Origin of the sequence: Stappia sp. TSB10GB4 (assembly GCF_900185745.1) — a bacterium.
Taxonomy (GTDB): Bacteria; Pseudomonadota; Alphaproteobacteria; order Rhizobiales; family Stappiaceae; genus Stappia.
Genome location: NZ_FYAV01000047.1, coordinates 107,422 through 126,822, shown reverse-complemented (window position 1 = coordinate 126,822; position 19,401 = coordinate 107,422). Strand labels below are relative to the sequence as shown.

Annotated in this window: 20 protein-coding genes; 17 read left to right on the top strand and 3 right to left on the bottom strand. The window is 64.5% G+C overall.

The genetic code is table 11. The features are described from left to right. Window positions 1-4: 4 nt before the first annotated feature. Window positions 5-625, bottom strand: a complete 621-nt coding sequence (locus tag TSB10GB4_RS11000) for a LysE family translocator (protein ID WP_186395786.1) — start codon at window positions 623-625, stop codon at window positions 5-7. A 101-nt stretch (window positions 626-726) separates the two neighbouring features. Between TSB10GB4_RS11000 and TSB10GB4_RS10995 the strand changes: the two genes are divergently transcribed. Beyond that, window positions 727-2,121: a PLP-dependent aminotransferase family protein gene (locus TSB10GB4_RS10995; RefSeq protein WP_256376573.1), complete on the top strand. Its 1,395-nt coding sequence runs from the start codon at window positions 727-729 to the stop codon at window positions 2,119-2,121. Window positions 2,122-2,131: 10 nt separating this feature from the next. Here the strand turns inward: TSB10GB4_RS10995 and hemB are convergent, their stop codons facing one another. Further along, window positions 2,132-3,172 (bottom strand): porphobilinogen synthase, encoded by a 1,041-nt coding sequence (hemB, locus tag TSB10GB4_RS10990; RefSeq protein ID WP_186389572.1) that lies wholly within the window; start codon window positions 3,170-3,172, stop codon window positions 2,132-2,134. A gap of 195 nt (window positions 3,173-3,367) precedes the next feature. Between hemB and TSB10GB4_RS10985 the strand changes: the two genes are divergently transcribed. From TSB10GB4_RS10985 to TSB10GB4_RS10920, 14 genes are all read left to right on the top strand, one after another. Next, the gene (locus TSB10GB4_RS10985; protein ID WP_186395868.1) at window positions 3,368-4,507 is read left to right on the top strand and encodes an isobutyryl-CoA dehydrogenase; all 1,140 of its coding nucleotides are present in this window, start codon (window positions 3,368-3,370) and stop codon (window positions 4,505-4,507) included. Between the two features lie 85 nt (window positions 4,508-4,592). Next, window positions 4,593-5,654, top strand: coding sequence for an enoyl-CoA hydratase/isomerase family protein (locus TSB10GB4_RS10980; RefSeq protein WP_186395784.1), 1,062 nt, complete (start codon window positions 4,593-4,595; stop codon window positions 5,652-5,654). A gap of 34 nt (window positions 5,655-5,688) precedes the next feature. Continuing rightward, window positions 5,689-6,099 (top strand): DUF6163 family protein, encoded by a 411-nt coding sequence (locus TSB10GB4_RS10975; protein WP_186395783.1) that lies wholly within the window; start codon window positions 5,689-5,691, stop codon window positions 6,097-6,099. Window positions 6,100-6,222: 123 nt separating this feature from the next. After that, a complete protein-coding gene (gene mmsB, locus TSB10GB4_RS10970) occupies window positions 6,223-7,119 on the top strand; it encodes a 3-hydroxyisobutyrate dehydrogenase (protein WP_186395782.1) in 897 nt (298 codons plus the stop codon). Window positions 7,120-7,382: 263 nt separating this feature from the next. After that, on the top strand, window positions 7,383-7,895 hold the full coding sequence (ldtR, locus tag TSB10GB4_RS10965) for a transcriptional regulator LdtR (protein ID WP_186395781.1): 513 nt from the start codon (window positions 7,383-7,385) through the stop codon (window positions 7,893-7,895). A gap of 342 nt (window positions 7,896-8,237) precedes the next feature. Then, complete coding sequence (locus tag TSB10GB4_RS10960) at window positions 8,238-9,521, top strand: L,D-transpeptidase family protein (protein WP_186390074.1); 1,284 nt, start codon at window positions 8,238-8,240, stop codon at window positions 9,519-9,521. A 157-nt stretch (window positions 9,522-9,678) separates the two neighbouring features. Further along, on the top strand, window positions 9,679-9,882 hold the full coding sequence (locus TSB10GB4_RS10955) for a hypothetical protein (RefSeq protein WP_208984685.1): 204 nt from the start codon (window positions 9,679-9,681) through the stop codon (window positions 9,880-9,882). 231 nt (window positions 9,883-10,113) lie between these two features. Then, the gene (gene glyA / locus TSB10GB4_RS10950) at window positions 10,114-11,424 is read left to right on the top strand and encodes a serine hydroxymethyltransferase (protein ID WP_208984707.1); all 1,311 of its coding nucleotides are present in this window, start codon (window positions 10,114-10,116) and stop codon (window positions 11,422-11,424) included. Window positions 11,425-11,512: 88 nt separating this feature from the next. Beyond that, window positions 11,513-11,989, top strand: a complete 477-nt coding sequence (gene nrdR, locus TSB10GB4_RS10945) for a transcriptional regulator NrdR (protein WP_186395779.1) — start codon at window positions 11,513-11,515, stop codon at window positions 11,987-11,989. 20 nt (window positions 11,990-12,009) lie between these two features. After that, window positions 12,010-13,134: a bifunctional diaminohydroxyphosphoribosylaminopyrimidine deaminase/5-amino-6-(5-phosphoribosylamino)uracil reductase RibD gene (gene ribD, locus TSB10GB4_RS10940; RefSeq protein ID WP_186395778.1), complete on the top strand. Its 1,125-nt coding sequence runs from the start codon at window positions 12,010-12,012 to the stop codon at window positions 13,132-13,134. 1 nt (window position 13,135) lies between these two features. Then, window positions 13,136-13,738, top strand: a complete 603-nt coding sequence (locus TSB10GB4_RS10935) for a riboflavin synthase (protein ID WP_186395777.1) — start codon at window positions 13,136-13,138, stop codon at window positions 13,736-13,738. A 205-nt stretch (window positions 13,739-13,943) separates the two neighbouring features. Next, on the top strand, window positions 13,944-14,390 hold the full coding sequence (gene ribH / locus TSB10GB4_RS10930; protein ID WP_186389562.1) for a 6,7-dimethyl-8-ribityllumazine synthase: 447 nt from the start codon (window positions 13,944-13,946) through the stop codon (window positions 14,388-14,390). 1 nt (window position 14,391) lies between these two features. Further along, a complete protein-coding gene (nusB, locus tag TSB10GB4_RS10925; protein WP_186395776.1) occupies window positions 14,392-14,919 on the top strand; it encodes a transcription antitermination factor NusB in 528 nt (175 codons plus the stop codon). 395 nt (window positions 14,920-15,314) lie between these two features. Next, a complete protein-coding gene (locus TSB10GB4_RS10920; RefSeq protein ID WP_186389560.1) occupies window positions 15,315-17,450 on the top strand; it encodes a sodium-translocating pyrophosphatase in 2,136 nt (711 codons plus the stop codon). Window positions 17,451-17,564: 114 nt separating this feature from the next. Here the strand turns inward: TSB10GB4_RS10920 and TSB10GB4_RS10915 are convergent, their stop codons facing one another. Further along, a complete protein-coding gene (locus TSB10GB4_RS10915) occupies window positions 17,565-18,002 on the bottom strand; it encodes an outer membrane protein assembly factor BamE (protein ID WP_186389559.1) in 438 nt (145 codons plus the stop codon). A gap of 141 nt (window positions 18,003-18,143) precedes the next feature. Between TSB10GB4_RS10915 and TSB10GB4_RS10910 the strand changes: the two genes are divergently transcribed. Together TSB10GB4_RS10910 and TSB10GB4_RS10905 are read left to right on the top strand one after the other, a co-directional pair. Further along, window positions 18,144-18,683 (top strand): ubiquinol-cytochrome C chaperone family protein, encoded by a 540-nt coding sequence (locus TSB10GB4_RS10910; protein ID WP_186389558.1) that lies wholly within the window; start codon window positions 18,144-18,146, stop codon window positions 18,681-18,683. An 18-nt stretch (window positions 18,684-18,701) separates the two neighbouring features. Beyond that, complete coding sequence (locus TSB10GB4_RS10905; protein ID WP_186395775.1) at window positions 18,702-19,259, top strand: DUF177 domain-containing protein; 558 nt, start codon at window positions 18,702-18,704, stop codon at window positions 19,257-19,259. The last annotated feature ends 142 nt before the right edge of the window (window positions 19,260-19,401 follow it).

Genomic DNA, 19,401 nt, shown 5'->3' with positions numbered 1-19,401 from the left:
GCCATCAAGCCGGGATCATTTGCAAGCTCAGGATGGTCGCCCCGACCATCAGGCCGGCCAGAGCGATCCGCAAACCGTTCAGCAGACCGATGTTCCCGGTATTGCTGCGAATCCAGCTTCCCGCCAGCAGCCACAAACCGTTCAGGAAACCGCCGAGAAGCAGAAACGTCAGCGACAGGATCAGCGCATCGGCGAAGTAGCGCTCGGCCGAGACGAACTGACTGATTCCTGCGATCTGCATCGCATAGGCTTTCGGATTGAGCGGATGCACCCAGAAGCCCCGGCCGTATCCCGGGATGTGTCCCGCCTTGCTGCCGGCTTGTACCGGGCTGCGAACGATCACCCAGGCAAGATACAAAATGTATCCAAGGCAGAGCACCCTCAGCACGTCGAACACCTCCGGCGCGGCTTTCAGCAACGCGAAGAGGCCGGCGACGTTGAGCCAGTATATCACCTGAAAACCGGACATGGTCCCGAGCATGAACGGAAGCGCGGGACGCGCACCAAAGGACATGCTGTTGGCCATCAGCGACATGTTCGCCGGACCCGGGGATCCGACCATGGCCGAGACGAACAGTGCGAGCAGCCCGAACTGGGCAAGAGGCATTATGAGATCTGAAGACATCTGACGGAGGCTTTCCACGAACCGAGGCCGAACGAATGTCCGACTGCGCGCCGCCAGAATTGAGTTGAGCCAAGAGGAGATACAATAGTAACATTGTTCTTATGACAATATTTGCGGATCTGCCGGCCGGCTCGGCAACGACTGTCACCACGCGAGCGCTGGAAGCGCATTTGCGCGATGCGATCGAGCACGGCAACCTGAAGCCCGGAGACCGGTTGCCGCCGATCCGCGAGGCGGCATGGAAGCTCGGTTGCGCACCTGGAACCGTGGCCCGCGCCTATCGTGCACTGGAGCTTGCAGGCCTCGCGCACGGGGAGGTCGGTCGCGGCACCTTCATCACGGCCGGCGACAGGAAGCTCGGCTTTCCCCAGCCTGCGGAACCATCGGCGCGTGCTGTCACCGATCTCGCCGTGAACAGCTTTCTGCTCGATGACGCGACCGACCTGCTGGGGGATGCGATGGAGTCGGCGCGCCAGGCATTGGCCGGCGGCGCGCTGCCGCTTGCCTATCTGGCGCCGGGCGCCGATGCCGATATCCGGCAGGTTGCGTCGACGTTTCTCGGCAGATGGTGCGCATCTCCCGATCCCGACCGGATTGTCGTGACGTCCGGTGCCCAGGCCGCCATTGCCGCAACCTTCCTGGCGCTCACTGAAAATGGCGGCGGCATTGCCTGCGATGTCCTGACCTATCCGGGAGTGATCGGTGCGGCCAGTGCCGCGCGGGCGCGGCTGCATCCGGTGCGAATGGACCAGGAAGGCATGGAGCCGGAGGCGCTGGATGCTCTATGCCGCCGCTCCAGCATTTCCTGCGTCTTCCTGATGCCATCGGTCCAGAATCCGACAGGCAGGCAGATGTCGCTCCGCCGCTGCCGGGAACTGGCGGCTGTTGCCGAGCGGCACGGTATCGTGATCATTGAGGATCAGGTTTACGGGTTCCTGCGCGAGCCGGGATCATTGCCGGGTTTTTCCGGTCTTCTGCCTGACGCGACGGTTCTGGTGACGGGACTGTCCAAATGTGTTGCACCGATCCTGCGCGTTGGCTTTGTTGCGGCGCCGCGCCCGCTGACCAGGCAGATTCTCGCTGTGGACAACGCGCTCAGCCTGATGGTGTCTCCGGTCCTGACGCACATGGCCGGGCATGTTCTCGCCGATCCGCGCTTCGAGGGAAGGCTGGAGAGGCTCCGGCGTGCAGTGGCAAGGCGCGCGCCCCTTGTCCATGAACGGTTTCCTGCCCTGCGGCCGGAAACGCTGCAGGGCGGGCTTGCCTGGCTGCCCCTGACCGGTGGGTGGTCGGCGGATGCGTTCGCCGCCGAGGCGGAGGCGCTCGGCGTGCGGGTGGCGCCGGGACGTTGCTTTGCGGTCGAGCCGCGCGGCGCTCCGGATGCGGTCCGCATCTGCCTCGGCTCCGTCTCCGACGACGCCACATTCCTGCGCGCGCTGGAAGACCTCGCCGGCCTGATGTCGCGACCACCGCGCAGCCTGCAGGCGCTTCCCTGACGCCTGCGCCTTAGTCGATGCCCTTGAGCTTGCGCGCCACACTCACAGCGAAATAGGTCAGAACGCCATCGGCGCCGGCACGCTTGAAAGCCATCAGGCTCTCCATCATCGCCCGCTCGCCATCGAGCCAGCCGTTCCCCGCGGCGGCCATGATCATCGCGTATTCGCCCGACACCTGATAGGCGAAGGTGGGGCGCTCGAACGTGTCCTTCACCCGTCGGATGATGTCGAGATAGGGCAGGCCCGGCTTGACCATGATCATGTCGGCGCCTTCCTCCAGATCCAGCGCCACCTCGTGCAGTGCCTCGTCGCTGTTGGCCGGATCCATCTGGTAGGTCCGCTTGTCGCCGACCAGCGTCGCGTTGGTTCCGACCGCGTCGCGGAACGGACCATAGAAGGCGGAGGCATATTTCGCCGCATAGGACATGATCTGGACGTCCGCGTAGCCTGCCGCGTCGAGGCCGGCACGGATCGCGCCAATACGGCCATCCATCATGTCGGAGGGAGCAATGACGTCGGCGCCGGCCTCCGCCTGCAGCAAGGCCTGGCCCACGAGTTGGGCGACGGTCTCGTCGTTGAGGATCGTCTCTCCCGCCATCAAGCCGTCATGGCCATGGCTGGTATAGGGATCGAGAGCGACATCCGTGACGATGCCGATCGGCAGACCCGCCGCCTTGATCGCCCGGCAGGCTCGGCAGATCAGGTTCTCCGGATTGAGCGCCTCGGAGCCTGCGGCATCGCGCAAGACCGGATCGGTGTTGGGGAACAGGGCGATTGCCGGGATACCCAGTTCCGCGGCGGTTTCGACTTGGCGCGCGATCCGGTCGACGCTGTAGCGCATGACGCCGGGCATCGACGAGACAGGCTGCTCGACATCCGTTCCATCGGTCAGGAAAAGCGGCCAGATCAGGTCGTCCACCGTGAGCGTGTTCTCGCGCACCATCCGACGGGACCAGTCGGTGCGACGGTTCCGTCGCATGCGCCGCCCCCCGAGGATGCCGGGGACGTCGGCAGAGGGACGGAGGGCGGAGGGGCGCTGGTCAGCGGTCATGTCGGGTTCCGTGCAACACTGGCAATTGAGGTGGTAGACCCTAGCACCGCAGGAGCGGCGTTCGAAAGCCTGCCGCGCAAAGCATCCAAGGCCGGATTGACGCAGGCGCGGGGGCTGGCTAATCCAGCTAGCGTCAACGTGGAAGGTTGGGTTCCCCCTTGCCGGCACGGCGACAGGTTTGGGAGGACGCAGGCGATGGATTTTACGCTCGGAGAGGACCAGCGCGCGTTTCAGGATGTCGCCCGCCAGTTCGCACGCGACGAGATGGAGCCCAAGGCTCGGGAGTGGGACGAAAAGTCGTTCTTTCCCGTCGAGACGCTGCGCAAGGCCGCCGAACTCGGCTTTGGTGGGATCTATGTCGGCGACGACGTCGGTGGCTCCGGTCTGGGGCGGCTGGATGCCGCGGTGATCTTCGAGGAACTCGCCGCCGGCTGTACCTCCACGGCCGCCTATATCTCCATTCACAATATGGCCGCGTGGATGATCGACCGCTTCGGCACGCAGGAGCAGCGCGAGCGGTTCCTGCCGGAGCTGTGCTCGATGGCGCGCTTTGCCAGCTACTGCCTGACCGAGCCTGGGGCCGGCTCGGATGCGGCAAGCCTGTGCACGCGCGCCGTGAGGGACGGCGATCATTACGTCGTGAACGGCTCGAAAGCCTTCATTTCCGGCGGCGGGGCATCAGATGTCTATGTGGTCATGGTCCGTACGGGCGGCGATGGCCCCAAGGGGATTTCCTGCCTCGTCGTCGAGAAGGACACGCCGGGGCTCGGCTTCGGTGCGCAGGAGATCAAGCTTGGCTGGAAAAGCCAGCCCACGGCCCAGGTAAACTTCACCGATTGCCGGGTCCCGGTCGCCAACCGCATCGGCGAGGAAGGCGAGGGCTTCCGCATCGCGATGGCGGGCCTCGATGGTGGCCGCCTGAACATCGGCGCCTGCTCGCTCGGCGCGGCGCAGAGCTGCCTGGACCGCTCCATCGCCTATCTCAAGGAGCGCCGGCAGTTCGGACGGCCGCTCGCGGAGTTCCAGGCGCTGCAGTTCCGCCTCGCCGACATGGCGACGGAGCTGGAAGCCGCGCGGCTGCTGCTGCACAAGGCGGCGACGCTGGTGGATGCGAAGACGCCGGATGCGACGCGCATGGCGGCAATGGCCAAGCGGATGGCCACGGATGTCGGCTTTGCCGTCGTGAACGAGGCATTGCAATTGCACGGTGGTTACGGCTATCTGCGAGACTATCCGGTGGAGCGTTATCTTCGTGATGTCCGGGTGCATCAGATTCTGGAAGGCACGAACGAGATCATGCGTGTCATTATCGCCAGGGATCTTCTGAAGGATTGACCTGGAAGGACGGTAGTTCCGCGAATTATGCGCTCTATGTGTTTCGAATTAATCGAGAGTTCCGGCGAATTTTTGAGGATACTTGATGAGCGAACCCGAAGTTCTGTTTGATCGGATCGGCCATGCCGGCGTCATGACCCTGAACCGGCCGAAGGCGCTCAACGCCCTGAACCACGGCATGGTGCTCGCGATGGCCGATCAGTTGGAGCGGTGGGCAGGCGACGACGCGGTGCGCCACGTGATCGTGCGCGGGGCGGGAGATCGCGCCTTTTGCGCGGGTGGCGACATTCGCAAGATCTATGACCAGGGCATGGCAGGCGATCCGACGCGGGCACGGTTCTTCGCGGACGAATATCGCCTGAACGTCCGCATCAAGCGCTTCCCGAAGCCCTATATCGCGCTCATCGACGGGATCGTCATGGGCGGCGGAGTGGGAGTTTCCGTCCATGGCAGCCACCGGGTCGGCACCGAGCGCACGACCTTCGCCATGCCGGAGACCGGCATCGGGTTCTTTCCCGACGTCGGCGGCTCCTGGTTCCTTCCACGCATGCCGCAGGAGACCGGCATGATGGCGGCGCTCTCCGCCGGCCGCCTCAAGCAGGCCGATGCGCTGTGGACCGGCATCCTCACGCATGGAATTGCGTCCACCGACATGGAGGCGCTGGCGAGCGCGCTGACCGAGACCGACGCGGTCGACGAGGTCATCGCCGGTTTTTCGCGGCGCCATGACGCCGGCGCGGCGCCAATCGCGGCGCGTGCACCGAGGATCGCCGAGATCTTTGGCCGGGCTTCGGTTGCCGAGATTCTCGAGGCTCTCGATGAGCTGGCTGGCGCGGCGGGCGACCCCAATGCGGACTGGGCACAAGGTCTGGCGGACACAATCCGCGCCAAGTCGCCGACCAGCGTGATGCTGGCGTTCCAGCAGTTGCGACGCGGCGCGGAGCTCGATTTCGAGGCTTGCATGCGCCTTGAATATCGGATCCTCAGTCACATCCTCCAGGGGGCCGACTTCTATGAGGGCGTCCGAGCGGTGATCGTCGACAAGGACAATGCGCCGCGCTGGTCACCAACCCATCTTGCCGATGTGACGAAGGCCGACATTCTCGCGCATTTCGAGCGGCCCGAGAGCGGCGACCTCGACGTGTGAGGCGTGCTTCCGGCAGGGGGCGGAAAGGCTTTTCATGACTGCGCTGTTTCTCGATTTCCTGAAGAACAGGCCGCCCTGGTCGGTCACGCTGGTCCTGTACCTGCGGGCCATGGCCATTCTGCTGCTCTTCGCCGGTCTCATCCACTGGGGCCGCATCGTCGGCATAACGCCGTGGCGCGGCCAGTGGTTCTGGGAAATGCCGGTCGAGTGGCAGGCGGCGACGGTGTTCTTCGCCGTGCTCGACCTGGTCGCGGCCATTGGCCTCTGGTTGACGGTCTCCTGGGGCACGGTCATGTGGCTGACCAGGGCGCTCAGCCAGGTCGTCATGCACACGCTGTTTTCCGACATCTACGGTCGCCGGCCCTACGAGATCGCCTTCTATCTGACGACCATCGCGATCTATCTGATCCTGCTTTATTTGAGCGAGCGGGAACAGAGGCGTTGACGACGCTGCCGCAATCGGGGCCGGACCAACCGGGCCGGATCGTCAGGATATCGCCCGGCCATCGGGGCGGCGGGCGTGAGTGACATGGTTTGCCCGAGGGGGCGCAAAAGGGAGAAGACGCTTATGGCAACGGTCGGGTTTATCGGGCTTGGCAACATGGGCGGGCCGATGGCCGCCAATCTCGTCAAGGCCGGCCACGATGTGCGCGGGCTGGACCTTTCGGCGGACGCCAAGGCCCGTCTGAAGGAGGTGGGCGGCAGGCCCGTGGACAATCTTGCGGAGGTGGCGGCCGACGCGGATGTGATCGTTTCGATGCTTCCTGCCGGCGGTCACGTGCGCAAGGTCTACACGGGGGAGGGCGGTGTGCTCGCGCATGCCCGCCCCGGGACGCTGCTGATCGACAGTTCGACGATCGATGTTGAAAGCGCCCGGGCGGTGGCCGCCGCTGCCGAGGTGGCGGGCATGCCGATGGTCGACGCACCGGTTTCCGGCGGCGTCGGCGGCGCGACTGCGGGTACGCTGACCTTCATGGTGGGCGGCCCCGATGCGGCATTCGAGGCGGCGCGGCCGTATCTTGAGGTGATGGGCAAGACGATTGTGCATGCCGGAGGCGCCGGAACGGGGCAGGCAGCCAAGATCTGCAACAACATGCTTCTCGGTATCTCGATGATCGGCACCTGCGAGGCTTTCGTGCTGGCGGAGCGCCTCGGCCTGGATGCGCAGAAGCTGTTCGACATTTCCTCCACCGCATCGGGGCAGTGCTGGTCGCTGACCACCTATTGTCCGGTGCCGGGCCCCGTGCCGACGTCGCCGGCCAATCGGGACTATCAGCCAGGGTTTGCTGCAGCGATGATGCTGAAGGACCTCAAGCTGGCCCAGGAAGCGGCCCATGCCAGCGGCGCGTCTACGCCCCTGGGAGCGGAAGCTGCGGCGCTTTACAATCTTTTCTGCAATTCCGGCGAGGCCGATACGGATTTTTCCGGCATCGTCCGCTTTCTGCGGGGCAAGGCCCAGGATTGAGCCCCCGGAATCTCCGGCAGTCTGTTTCCTCACGGCACGGCGCGGGATACTTGTCCCGCGCCGGTTTGCGTTGCAGGGCTTGGAAAGCGCGGAACTCGGCAGCAAATATCCTTAACGGAAGGTATTTCGTGGCATCCTGCATTGCTTTTGCGTGTTAACCAGAGATTTAGTCTCCTTTTTAAGCGGATTTTAGAGGCCTGCCCGTATTGTCGGTTTCAAGGTGACGACAAACGCACCACCAACAATACATGAGGCGCAAACAAATGATGACGGCAAAGAAGGCAGTCGACGTCGCGTTGCAGGTTGAAGAAGGCGACGACATCAAGCCGCTCTACCTCGAGGCTCTGACTCTGGTCGAGCGTCTGCATCGGCGGCTGCTCGACGTGATCAAGGACGAGTTCGACCGCGAAGGGCGTGCAGACGTGAACAGCGTGCAGGCGCTGCTGCTGTTCAACATCGGCGATGCTGAACTGACCGCCGGAGAACTGCGCACCCGCGGCTACTATCTCGGCTCGAACGTGTCGTACAACTTGAAGAAGCTCGTCGACATGGGCTTCATCCACCATCAGCGTTCGCGCACCGATCGCCGGTCGGTTCGTGTCAGTCTGACGCCGAAGGGCAAGGATGTCGCGGAGAAGGTGAACGCGCTCTATGAGCGGCACATGTTGTCGGTCGAACAGGTCGGCGAGATCGGTCCGGACGATTTCAAGGTGCTCAATCGCTCGCTGCGCCGGCTGGAGCGCTTCTGGACCGACCAGATCCTCTACCGTCTCTGACAGTGCGGGACAGACAGTCCCGCGTCGTCTTCATCGAAGCCGTCTCGTGCTTGACCGCTCGGGACGGCTTCGCTGCATTCGGGCGCGGCATGCCGCCGTTTTTCGCGTTGCGACATGAATGCGCCATAATGGAGTGGCTTACGGAGACGGCACCATTCGGCTGGGATGGGGCGGTCCGGGCAGAGGTGTTGCCGCGTCGGGCCGGGGCTGGTTTCGTTTGCGCGCGGATCGTGAGTATTTGTTAAGTCCGTCGACGTATCCTTAACGGGACCTTTCTGAGCTTGATCTGGGACTGGAGTCGATACGGTGGGATTTGCAGTGACCGACCTTTTCGAAGGACGCATGTTCGGGTTGCGTGCCGGTGCGAAAGGCGCCGCACTTGCTCTTACGGGCATTTTCGCCTCGTTTGCCGCAGGGGATGCCGCCACGGCGCAGCCGGCTCCTGTCCAGATGATGCTTGAGCAGCAGCGGGTCGAATGGCGCGACCAGTTCGATACGACGATGCGGACGCTGCAGGCTGTCGAGTCGACGTTTCCAACCCTGTCTCCGGACACCGCCAGCTATGTCGAAGGCGCCATCCAGCGCTATTCCATGATCGTGCAGCAAGGTGGCTGGCCGCAGGTGACGAGCGGCCGCCAGGCCATGCGCCTTGGCGTTCGCGAGGAGCATGTGCTGTCGCTGCGCCGCCGGCTGATGGTCTCCGGCGACCTTGAGCAGACGGCCGGGTTTTCGGACACCTTCGATTCCTATGTCGATGCTGCCGTGCGCCGCTTCCAGCTCCGCCACGGGCTGTCGCCGGATGGCGTGGTCGGCAAGACCACGCTGATCGCCATGAACGTGCCGGCGGATGTCCGACTGTCCCAGTTGGAGACCAACCTGGTGCGGCTGCGCTCCATGTCGGGCTTCCTTGGCGATCGCTACGTGATGGTCAATATTCCGGCGGCGGAGATCGAGGCGGTTGAAAACGGGCGCGTGCGCTCGCGCCACACGGCGGTGGTCGGCAAGATCGACCGCCAGACGCCCATCCTGAACTCGTCGATCTACGAGCTCAATTTCAACCCGTACTGGACGGTGCCGGTTTCGATCATCCGCAAGGATCTCATCCCCAAGATGAACGAGGATCCGGCCTATCTGGAGAAGAACCGCATCCGGATCTTCGACTGGAAGGGCAACGAGCTCGCTTGGCAGCAGATCAACTGGAGCACCGACGAGGCGACCCAGTACCAGTTCCGCCAGGATCCGGGCGAGATCAATTCGCTTGGCTCCGTGCGGATCAACTTCCACAACACGCATCAGGTCTATCTGCACGACACGCCGTCCAAGTCGCTCTTCGGCTCGGATTACCGTTTCCATTCGTCCGGTTGCGTGCGTGTGCAGAATGTCAGGGAACTGATCACCTGGCTGCTGGAAAGCACCACCTCGGACTGGAGCCGCGCACGGGTTGACGAGACCATTCGCTCCGGAGCCCGCGAGGACGTGAAGCTCGGGACCAAGATCCCGATCTACATGTCCTATGTCACTGCCTGGGCGACCGCCGAGGGCGTGGTGCATTTCCGTGAAGACATCTACAACCGCGACGGTCTGCTGATGAGCGACGCGACGATGGGCAGTGCGTCCCTGCAGTGATTGTGAGGCTGCGGCACGCCGCAGCACGGGGGCACGTCGCCTGCCGGCTGCCCTGGGCGGCCTCCGACACGTCGGAGGCCGTAAGTCGTATGGCTGAAGACTGGTGCTTGCAGACGGGGGCCTGAAGCCGGGTACCTGAAGTCGGGCGGGGGAAGTCGTGACCCTGGGAAAGCCGCCGAAAGGCGAGGTCTATTTCGAATTCCATCCCATCGGGCGCCAGGTCCGGGTTGCGGCAATCGATGGCGATACCGGCACCGAGGTTGTCGTCATGGGGCCGATCCAGGCCTCGCAGGCCGACCTGCAGCAGCTCGCTCTCCGCAAGCTCATGAAGCGTCTGGCCGAAATCGGGCCAACGCGCTGAAGGGCCGGGCATCGTGAGCCGGCGTGATGTCGGGCGCCGGCAATGGCCCTTGGTTCCCGCGTGCGGCTGTGCTATCTGGCGAAGCCTTTCGGATGGACCGGACCGGGCAGCATTCAGCAGCGCTGAGTCCGGTAGGCCGGGCGTTTTCCGTTCGCCTGCGGTTGCGGCGCCTGTGGTCGCGATGCGCGGCTGATCTCACTTCAGGACTGCTAGAGGGGACCGACGATGTCGATGACTGAAACCACGCTCGACACGCCGATTTATCCGGATTTCTTCACCCGTTCGCTTGCGGACGTGGATCCGGAAATCAATGCGGCGATCACCAGCGAACTCGGTCGCCAGCGCCATGAGATCGAGCTGATCGCGTCCGAGAACATCGTCTCGCTCGCGGTGCTTGAGGCCCAGGGCACGATCCTGACCAACAAGTATGCGGAAGGCTATCCGGGCAAGCGCTACTATGGCGGCTGCGAGTTCGTCGATGTCGTCGAGACGCTGGCGATCGAGCGCGCCAAGCAGCTTTTCGGCGCACAGTTCGCCAATGTGCAGCCGAATTCCGGCAGCCAGATGAACCAGGCCGTGTTCCTCGCCCTGCTGCAGCCGGGCGACACCTTCATGGGGCTTGACCTCAACTCGGGCGGTCACCTGACCCACGGCTCGCCGGTCAACATGTCCGGCAAGTGGTTCAACGTCGTGTCCTATGGTGTACGGCAGGATGACCATCTGCTCGACATGGACGAGATCGCGCGCCTTGCCGAGCAGCACAAGCCGAAGCTGATCATCGGCGGCGGCACGGCCTATTCCCGAATCTGGGACTGGAAGCGCCTGCGCGAGATCGCCGACTCGGTCGGCGCCTATCTGATGGTCGACATGGCTCACATTGCCGGCCTGGTCGCCGGCGGCGCGCATCCTTCGCCGCTGCCGCATGCCCATGTGGTCACCACCACCACGCACAAGTCGCTGCGTGGTCCGCGTGGCGGCCTCATTCTCACCAACGACGAGGCGATCGCCAAGAAGGTGAACTCGGCCGTTTTCCCGGGGCTGCAGGGCGGGCCGCTGATGCATGTGATCGCGGCCAAGGCGGTTGCGCTCGGCGAGGCTCTGCGCCCCGAATTCAAGACTTACGCGCAGGCCGTTGTCGCCAACGCCAAGGCGCTTGCCGCCAGCCTGCAGGAGCAGGGGCTCGACATCGTCTCCGGCGGCACCGACAACCACCTGATGCTCGTCGACCTGCGCCCGAAGAACGCCACCGGCAAGCGCGCCGAGGCGGCTCTCGGCCGTGCCAACATCACCTGCAACAAGAACGGCATTCCGTTCGATCCGGAAAAGCCCTTCGTCACGTCCGGCATTCGTCTCGGCACCCCGGCGGGAACCACCCGTGGCTTCGGCCAGGGCGAGTTCCGCGAGATCGGTCGCCTGATCGGTGAAGTGCTCGATGGTCTGCGCAGCGCCAACAGCGAGGATGGCAATGCGGAGGTCGAGGCGCGGGTGAAGGAGAAGGTGATCGCACTCACCGATCGTTTCCCGATCTACCCGACTCTCTGAGCGCGAGCCGGCGCGCAGGTCGCGTGCCGGCAGCCAGTCTCCGTGGATCGCCTCTTGCAGGGGTCCGCCGGCCCGGAGCCAAGACAGCATGAAGTGCCCGTATTGCGGGTGTGACGACACCCAGGTGAAGGACTCGCGTCCCACGGAGGACAACACCGCAATCCGCCGCCGTCGGATCTGCACGGCTTGCGGTGGCCGCTTCACCACGTTCGAACGGGTCCAGTTGCGCGAGTTGACCGTGATCAAGCGCAGCGGCCGGCGTGTTCCCTTCGATCGTGACAAGCTGATGCAGTCGGTGCGCATCGCCACCCGCAAGCGTCCGGTTGAACCGGAGAAGCTGGAGCGGATGGTGAGCGGCATCGTCCGGCAGCTCGAAAGCTCGGGAGAAAGCGACATCAAGGCGAGCGACATCGGCAACCTGGTCATGGAGGGCCTGAAGGTGATCGATGATGTCGCCTATGTCCGCTTTGCTTCCGTCTACAAGAATTTTCGCGAGGCCAAGGATTTCGAGGCGCTCCTCGACGAGATGAGCGGGCCTGACGCCGCTCCCGTCGGCGAAGGCTGATCCTTGGACATGAACTGACCATGCCGGACAGTTGGGACGATGATCGTTTCATGGCCGCCGCCGCCTCTTATGCGCGGCGAGCGCTGGGACGCGTTTGGCCCAACCCGGCCGTCGGAGCGCTGATCGTGCGCGACGACGGCGACGGCCCCGTTGTCGTCGGACGCGGCTATACCCGTCCGCCGGGAGGTCCCCACGCGGAAGTGGTCGCGCTCGCACAGGCAGGAGAAGCGGCCCGGGGGGCTACCTGCTACGTGACGCTGGAGCCGTGCTCCCATCACGGGCGGACGGGGCCGTGCTGCGTGGCGCTGGCCAAAGCGGGTGTGCGGCGTGTGGTGATTGGTCTGCTCGATCCCAACCCGCGCGTCGCCGGGCGCGGCGTCGCCATGTTGCAGGCGTCCGGCGTCGAGGTTCGCTCAGGGGTGCGGGAGGATCTGTGCAGCGCGCTCCACGCAGGTCATGTCAGCCGCCTGACCCGGGGTCGTCCGCTGGTCGTGTTGAAGCTGGCGGTATCGCAGGACGGGTTCATCGGCCGGCGCGGCGCCGGCCAGATCGCCATCACGGGGGACGATGTCTTCCGCCGTGTGCATGTTCTTCGGGCCGAGTGCGACGGGATTCTGGTCGGGATCGGCACGGCGCTCGCCGACGATCCGATGCTGAACTGCCGATTGCCGGGGCTGTCCCATCGTTCGCCCGTTCGCATCGTTCTCGACACGACCGCGCGGTTGCCGCTGGAAAGCAGGCTGGTGAAGAGCGCGGGCGACATCCCGCTCTGGCTGCTGGTGGCGGCCGACGCGGAGGTCGAAAAGGTCGACGCGCTGAGCGCGGCGGGCTGCACGGTGATCCGCCTGGCGCGAGCCAAGGGAGAGCCGATCGACCCACGGACCGCCGTTCGTGCTCTTGGCCAGCGCGGCATTACCAAGCTGATGGTCGAGGGAGGCTCGGCGGTCGCCCGTGCGTTTCTCGATGCCGATCTGGCCGATGAAGTCATCATCTCGCAAAGCGATCTGACCATCGGCGACGGCGGCATCCTTCCCTTTGGGGAACGCGGGGTCGACCTGGTGACCGCTAGCGTGTTTTTCCGCAAGGTCGGGGCAAGGCGGTTCGGTGCCGACACCATGACCCATTTCCTTCGTGAAAGGAGCTGAGATGTTCACCGGGATCGTCACGGATATGGGGCGGATCGCGTCGGTCGCGACGATTCCGGCCGGACTGCGCACGCGGATCGTCACCGCCTATGATCCCGAGGGGATCGAGATCGGCGCGTCGATCGCCTGCGACGGGGTGTGCCATACGGTCACCGCGCGCGGCCGGGACGGCGGCGAGAACTGGTTCGAGATCGAGTCGGCGGCAGAGACGTTGCGTCTGACCACCGTCGGAAGCTGGACAGCGGGCGACCGTGTCAACCTGGAGCGCTCGCTGAAGATTGGGGATGAACTGGGCGGACACATCGTCCAGGGCCATGTCGACGGAACGGCCGAGATCATCGAGCGGGTCGACCACCCGGACTCGGTGTTCTTCCGCTTCCGCGTCCCGGCGGATTGCGCGCCGTTCATCGCCAGGAAGGGCGGCGTGGCGCTGCATGGCACATCGCTTACCGTCAACGAGGTGGAAGGGGACACATTCACCGTGTTTCTCATCCCGCATACCCTTGCGGTCACCACCTGGGGCGAGCGCAAGCCCGGCGACAGGATCAATCTCGAAGTCGACATGATGGCCCGCTACGCGGCCCGGCTCGCCGAGTATCGCTGACCTTCGTCCCGCCCGGTCTGCACCTTGCGCGGCTATCCCGCGGCGGCATGGCCGCCCCCGGCAATCCGCGCTGGACAAACGCGGCCCGGCATGGTTCCTACCGGCACCTTGACGCCGGCTGGACCGGCTTTCGGAGTGGCGATCTGTTTCGTCCCGCATGCGCCCGGCGACCGGGCCGCAACGATATGAAAGCGAAGAGAGCGACATGACGACTCCCCGAATCCTGATCATCGACGCCCGCTTCTACGAAGACATTGCCGATGCCCTGCTTGCCGGCGCCATGGAGGTGCTTGAAGGGCAGGGGGCGGATGTAACCCGTGTCTCCGTGCCTGGGGTCCTGGAAATCCCGGCCGCCCTCGCGATGGCGCTGGCCGCCATGGAGGCCGGAACCGCCGACTATGACGGCTTCGTGCTGCTCGGCTGCGTGATCCGCGGCGAGACCTCCCATTATGACATCGTCGCCAACGAATCCGCCCGCGCCGTGATGGAACTGGTGATCGATGCGGCGCTGCCGCTCGGCAACGGCATCCTGACCGTCGAGAACGGCGAGCAGGCCTGGGTGCGCGCCGATCCGGCGAAAAAGAACAAGGGCGGCGCCGCGGCGCAGGCCGCGCTCGACATGATCGCGATCAGGGACCGCTTCGGGATCTGACATGACCGAGGACAACGAAGCCCGGACGGAGCCGCTGGTGCGCCCCGCCAACAAGCGGGGGGCTGCCCGTCTGTCTGCCGTGCAGGCATTGTACCAGATGGATGTCGGCGGCTCGAACCTTGCCGATGTTCTGGCGGAGTTCGAGGCATTCCGTCTCGGGGCCGAACTCGACGGCGAACAGTACCGGGAGGCGGATGCGAGCTGGTTTCGTGACCTCGTCAAGGGCGTGGTCTCCGAGCAGCGCTATCTCGACCCGGTGATCCATCGCTCGCTGGTGGCCGGCTGGCCGCTGAAGCGGATCGACACGACCTTGCGCGCCATCCTGCGCGCCGGTGCCTTCGAGCTGATGCGGCGCAAGGACGTGCCGGCCCGCGTCGTGATCAGCGAGTACATCGATGTTGCCCGCGCCTTCTACGAGAAGGACGAGCCGCGTATGGTGAACGGCGTGCTCGACAAGCTGGCACGGGAATTCCGCGCGGCGGAGTTCGACGGGCCCGGCAAACCGGAGCCGGCGGAAGACGACGCCTGATCTGCCTGCCCTTGCGTGAGGAGTGAGTCCGTGGAGCTGCGGCGATTCGTCGTGGCTTGCGCCTCCTGCGCGATCCTGCGGCCCTGGCACAACTTTTCTAAATGGAAATGCCATGAGGCGGAACCGGATCAAGTGCCGGTGGAGCCGTCCGTGGAGCAGCTCCTTGCACCCGCCGGTGCGGCTCGTTCCGGGCGATTCCGGTAAATCTTCCGCAGCGTAAGGAATGGCGGCCCAGCCTTGCGGGCAGGGCAGGGCCTGATGCTGCTGGTCGTGTCTCCTTCCGCAACAGGGTGGAAACTCGTCCTTGACGGGACGCACAGGACAGATACCGTTCCTCCCGCAGGACCAGACAAGAACAAGAAAAGGTCCTTTCGCGTCCTTCATTGGGGGGAAGTATGCTCGAGCTCGTAATCGTAATCCTGTGTGGCCTACTGTCCATCGCCTATGGCGCGTGGGCCATTCAGTCCGTCATGGCGGCAGATGCCGGCAATGCGCGCATGCAGGAAATCGCCGGCGCCATCCAGGAGGGCGCGCAGGCCTATCTCAACCGTCAGTACACAACGATTGCCATCGTCGGCGTTGCCATCTTCGCAGTGGTCGCCTGGTTGTTGGGCATGCTGGTCGCCATCGGCTTCGCCATCGGCGCGATCCTGTCGGCCGCCGCCGGCTATATCGGCATGCACGTCTCCGTGCGCGCCAACGTGCGCACCGCGCAGGCGGCCAGCACCTCGCTTGCCGCGGGCCTCGAGATCGCCTTCAAGGCTGGCGCCGTCACCGGTCTGCTGGTCGCGGGCCTTGCCCTGCTTGGCGTCGCTGTCTATTTCACGATCCTCACCGAAATCCTCAACTATGAGGCTCAGAGCCGGGTCGTCATCGACTCACTGGTGGCGCTCGGCTTCGGTGCGTCGCTGATCTCTATCTTCGCCCGTCTCGGCGGCGGCATCTTCACCAAGGGTGCGGATGTCGGCGGCGATCTCGTCGGCAAGGTCGAGGCCGGCATTCCGGAAGACGATCCGCGCAACCCGGCCACCATCGCCGACAATGTCGGCGACAATGTCGGCGACTGCGCCGGCATGGCGGCAGACCTGTTCGAGACCTATGCGGTGACGGTGGTTGCCACCATGGTGCTGGCATCCATTTTCTTCACCGGAGCGGCGGCACTGGAACTGATGCTTCTGCCGCTGGTGATCGGCGGAGCCTGCGTCGTCACCTCGATCGTCGGCACCTTCTTCGTGAAGCTCGGCGCCAGCAACTCGATCATGGGCGCCCTCTACAAGGGCTTCGTCGCAACCGCCGTGCTGTCCGCTGTGGCCCTGTTCGGCATCGTGTTCTTCTGGCTCGGCTTCTCGACCGAATACACCACCTCCGGCGGGCTGACATTCTCCGGCCGGCATCTGTTCTATTGCGGGCTTGTGGGCCTTGTGGTCACCGGCCTGATCATCTGGGTGACGGAGTATTACACCGGTACAGATTACCGGCCGGTCCGCTCCATCGCCCAGGCTTCGGTTACCGGTCACGGCACCAACGTGATCCAGGGCCTTGCCGTTTCGCTGGAAGCGACGGCACTGCCCGCCATCGTCATCATCGCGGGTATTCTCGGCGCCTACAACCTGGCAGGTCTCTTCGGCATCGCCATCGCGGTGACGACGATGCTGGCGCTGGCCGGCATGGTGGTTGCGCTCGATGCCTTCGGCCCGGTGACGGACAATGCCGGCGGCATCGCCGAAATGGCAGGGCTCCCGAAGGAGGTGCGGGTCACCACCGACGCACTCGATGCTGTCGGCAACACGACCAAGGCGGTCACCAAGGGCTATGCCATCGGCTCGGCCGGTCTGGGTGCTCTGGTGCTGTTTGCGGCCTACACGGAGGATCTCAAGTTCTTTGCGGCCAATGCGACGCCGGGCTCCTATTTCGACGGGGTCGTCGTCGATTTCTCGCTGTCCAACCCCTACGTGGTGGTTGGCCTGCTGTTCGGCGGCCTGCTTCCCTATCTCTTCGGCGGCATCTCGATGACCGCCGTCGGCCGCGCCGCCGGCTCGGTCGTCGAGGAGGTGCGTCGGCAGTTCCGCGAGAAGCCGGGCATCATGGAAGGCACGGAGAAGCCGGACTATGGCCGCGCCGTCGACATGCTGACCAAGGCGGCAATCCGCGAGATGATCATCCCGTCGATGATGCCGGTCCTGTCGCCGATCGTGGTGTTCTTCGTCGTCACTGCCATTGCCGGCAAGTCTCAGGGCTTTGCCGCCGTCGGCGCCATGCTGCTCGGCGTCATCGTCACCGGCCTCTTCGTCGCCATCTCGATGACGGCGGGTGGCGGTGCCTGGGACAATGCCAAGAAGTCCTTCGAGGATGGCTTCGTCGACAAGGACGGGGTCCGGCACATGAAGGGCTCGGAAGCGCATAAGGCCTCGGTCACCGGTGATACGGTCGGCGATCCCTACAAGGATACGGCTGGTCCTGCGGTCAACCCGATGATCAAGATCACCAACATCATGGCGCTGCTGTTGCTGGCCGTGTTGGCGCATGCCTGACCAAACTGGGGCCGTCGCTTGCCGGCGGCCCTGCCGCTTCCATGCCGTGCCGCATGACAAAAAACGCCCGCAGCCTCGGCTGCGGGCGTTGCGTTTGAAGAGGCCGAACGGGCTCTAGAGGTTGAGGCTCGGGTTCTGGGCGCCGCGCAGGATCTGCGACAGGAAGCCGTAGTCGGAGCCGCCGGTGCGGGTCTTGCGGTTGAGGATGTCGACGACCTTGCCGTCCTCAAGGCTGTAATAGGCGGTGTCGCGAACGAAGCCGTCCTCATCGAAATAGACCGCAACGACCCGCTGTTCGACCGTCCGCGGGCTCATGAAGGCCGTGGTCCGCTTCACCTGCGAGATATAGTAATAAGCCTCGCCGTCGAGCCGTGAGGCGGTCGAGGGCGAACCAAGCAGCAGTTCGACCTGCTCACGGCTCGATCCCACCTGGATGTCCCGCACCCGGTCCGGCGGGATGACATGGCCGTGATTGAGCGTCGTGGTGAAGCAGCCACCGAGCGGCAGCGCCAGAACGCCTGCCAGCAATGCTCCGCGAATCCATGTCTTCATATGAAGCGTATCCTGTTGCTTTCTGGCAGCTCTCACGACCGGAAGGCAGCCGTGCGCCATCTTTATCGCTCCGCGCGTCCTTGGCAAAGTCCCTAACCTGCGTTAGGCCACTTGGCAACCTTCGTCCAAGCGAGGCAACCCATGGTCTTCGGTCTCTTTCGCCGGCGTCAGCGTCCGGAAGTGCTCGCCGCATACACCTCGATCGTGGCACAGGCGCGGCAGCCCTGGCTCTACGTCCGCTATAACGTGCCCGATACCGTCGATGGCCGTTTCGAGATGGTCATGCTTCATACGATCCTGGTGCTCAACCGGCTCCGGGGCGAGGGAGGGGAAGTCGCCAGTTTCTCCCAGGAGCTTTTCGACACGTTTTTCGCCGACATGGACGGGTCGCTGCGGGAAATGGGTGTCGGCGATCTTGGGGTTCCGAAAAAGGTGAAGAAGATGGCCGAGGCCTTCTATGGTCGCGCCGCGGCGATTGCCGAGGCTCTGGCCGCCGACGGCTTGCAGGAGCTTGCAAGCGTCGTTGACCGCAATCTTTTCGCCGGCGCGTCGGACATGGGTGCCGCGCATGCGATTGCCCGCTACCTGCGCGAAGCTGCGGACGGGCTGGACCGCCAGCAGGCATCGCAGATCGTCGCCAGCGGCCCCAAGTGGCCGGGCGAGCCGGTCGACATAGGGTAAAGCTGGAAGGAGACGTTCATGGCACTCGCTGACTTCCCTCTGTCGCACCCGCAGGACATCCAGCATCTGACCGACAAGCCGTTGGTGGTGGATCTGCGGCCGGACGAGGCGCAACTCCAGCGCCTGACCAAGGCCTACTCGCTGCTCGCCTTGGAAGATCTCGTTGCGCGGTTCGAACTGCGCCGATGGCGCCGTGACGGCGTTGCGATCGAAGGCCGGCTCCAGGCGCGGGCGACTCAGGCTTGCGTTGTCACGCTGCAGCCGGTGGAACAGCAGATCGATGAGGTCTTCACCATGCGGTTTGACCCCGATGCCACAGCCCTGTCCGGCGTCGAGGAGGAGGGCGAGATCGACATCGATGCCTTTGCCGAAGACCCACCGGATCTTTTGGAGGGGGGAAGGCTCGATCTCGGCGCGATCCTGTGCGAGCAACTGGCGCTGGCGCTGGATCCCTTTCCGCGCGTGCCCGGGGCAGAGCTCCCGGAGGGCTATGGCGAAGACGGCAAAGTCGATGCGGACGACAAACCGCCGTCGCCATTCGCCGTTCTGGAACGGTTCCGCAAGCATGAGGAGTAGGCCGCACATCTTGCGCGCGGCTGAAGGCCAGAAAGCTGTTGTCTCTCCGTTGTAAACAGGTATGTTCCCCAACGCCTCGGATGAAGGGGAGTCCAACCACTCTTTCGTGTGTCGCGGCAACGGCTGCCCGCAAGTCATGAGG

What these genes read in the sequence shown, in the direction of transcription:
- TSB10GB4_RS11000 (WP_186395786.1), bottom strand. Translation starts at nt 625, where the DNA reads ATGTCTTCAGATCTCATAATGCCTCTTGCCCAGTTCGGGCTGCTCGCA.
- TSB10GB4_RS10995 (WP_256376573.1), top strand. Translation starts at nt 727, where the DNA reads ATGACAATATTTGCGGATCTGCCGGCCGGCTCGGCAACGACTGTCACC.
- hemB (WP_186389572.1), bottom strand. Translation starts at nt 3,172, where the DNA reads ATGACCGCTGACCAGCGCCCCTCCGCCCTCCGTCCCTCTGCCGACGTC.
- TSB10GB4_RS10985 (WP_186395868.1), top strand. Translation starts at nt 3,368, where the DNA reads ATGGATTTTACGCTCGGAGAGGACCAGCGCGCGTTTCAGGATGTCGCC.
- TSB10GB4_RS10980 (WP_186395784.1), top strand. Translation starts at nt 4,593, where the DNA reads ATGAGCGAACCCGAAGTTCTGTTTGATCGGATCGGCCATGCCGGCGTC.
- TSB10GB4_RS10975 (WP_186395783.1), top strand. Translation starts at nt 5,689, where the DNA reads ATGACTGCGCTGTTTCTCGATTTCCTGAAGAACAGGCCGCCCTGGTCG.
- mmsB (WP_186395782.1), top strand. Translation starts at nt 6,223, where the DNA reads ATGGCAACGGTCGGGTTTATCGGGCTTGGCAACATGGGCGGGCCGATG.
- ldtR (WP_186395781.1), top strand. Translation starts at nt 7,383, where the DNA reads ATGATGACGGCAAAGAAGGCAGTCGACGTCGCGTTGCAGGTTGAAGAA.
- TSB10GB4_RS10960 (WP_186390074.1), top strand. Translation starts at nt 8,238, where the DNA reads ATGTTCGGGTTGCGTGCCGGTGCGAAAGGCGCCGCACTTGCTCTTACG.
- glyA (WP_208984707.1), top strand. Translation starts at nt 10,114, where the DNA reads ATGACTGAAACCACGCTCGACACGCCGATTTATCCGGATTTCTTCACC.
- nrdR (WP_186395779.1), top strand. Translation starts at nt 11,513, where the DNA reads ATGAAGTGCCCGTATTGCGGGTGTGACGACACCCAGGTGAAGGACTCG.
- ribD (WP_186395778.1), top strand. Translation starts at nt 12,010, where the DNA reads ATGCCGGACAGTTGGGACGATGATCGTTTCATGGCCGCCGCCGCCTCT.
- TSB10GB4_RS10935 (WP_186395777.1), top strand. Translation starts at nt 13,136, where the DNA reads ATGTTCACCGGGATCGTCACGGATATGGGGCGGATCGCGTCGGTCGCG.
- ribH (WP_186389562.1), top strand. Translation starts at nt 13,944, where the DNA reads ATGACGACTCCCCGAATCCTGATCATCGACGCCCGCTTCTACGAAGAC.
- nusB (WP_186395776.1), top strand. Translation starts at nt 14,392, where the DNA reads ATGACCGAGGACAACGAAGCCCGGACGGAGCCGCTGGTGCGCCCCGCC.
- TSB10GB4_RS10920 (WP_186389560.1), top strand. Translation starts at nt 15,315, where the DNA reads ATGCTCGAGCTCGTAATCGTAATCCTGTGTGGCCTACTGTCCATCGCC.
- TSB10GB4_RS10915 (WP_186389559.1), bottom strand. Translation starts at nt 18,002, where the DNA reads ATGAAGACATGGATTCGCGGAGCATTGCTGGCAGGCGTTCTGGCGCTG.
- TSB10GB4_RS10910 (WP_186389558.1), top strand. Translation starts at nt 18,144, where the DNA reads ATGGTCTTCGGTCTCTTTCGCCGGCGTCAGCGTCCGGAAGTGCTCGCC.
- TSB10GB4_RS10905 (WP_186395775.1), top strand. Translation starts at nt 18,702, where the DNA reads ATGGCACTCGCTGACTTCCCTCTGTCGCACCCGCAGGACATCCAGCAT.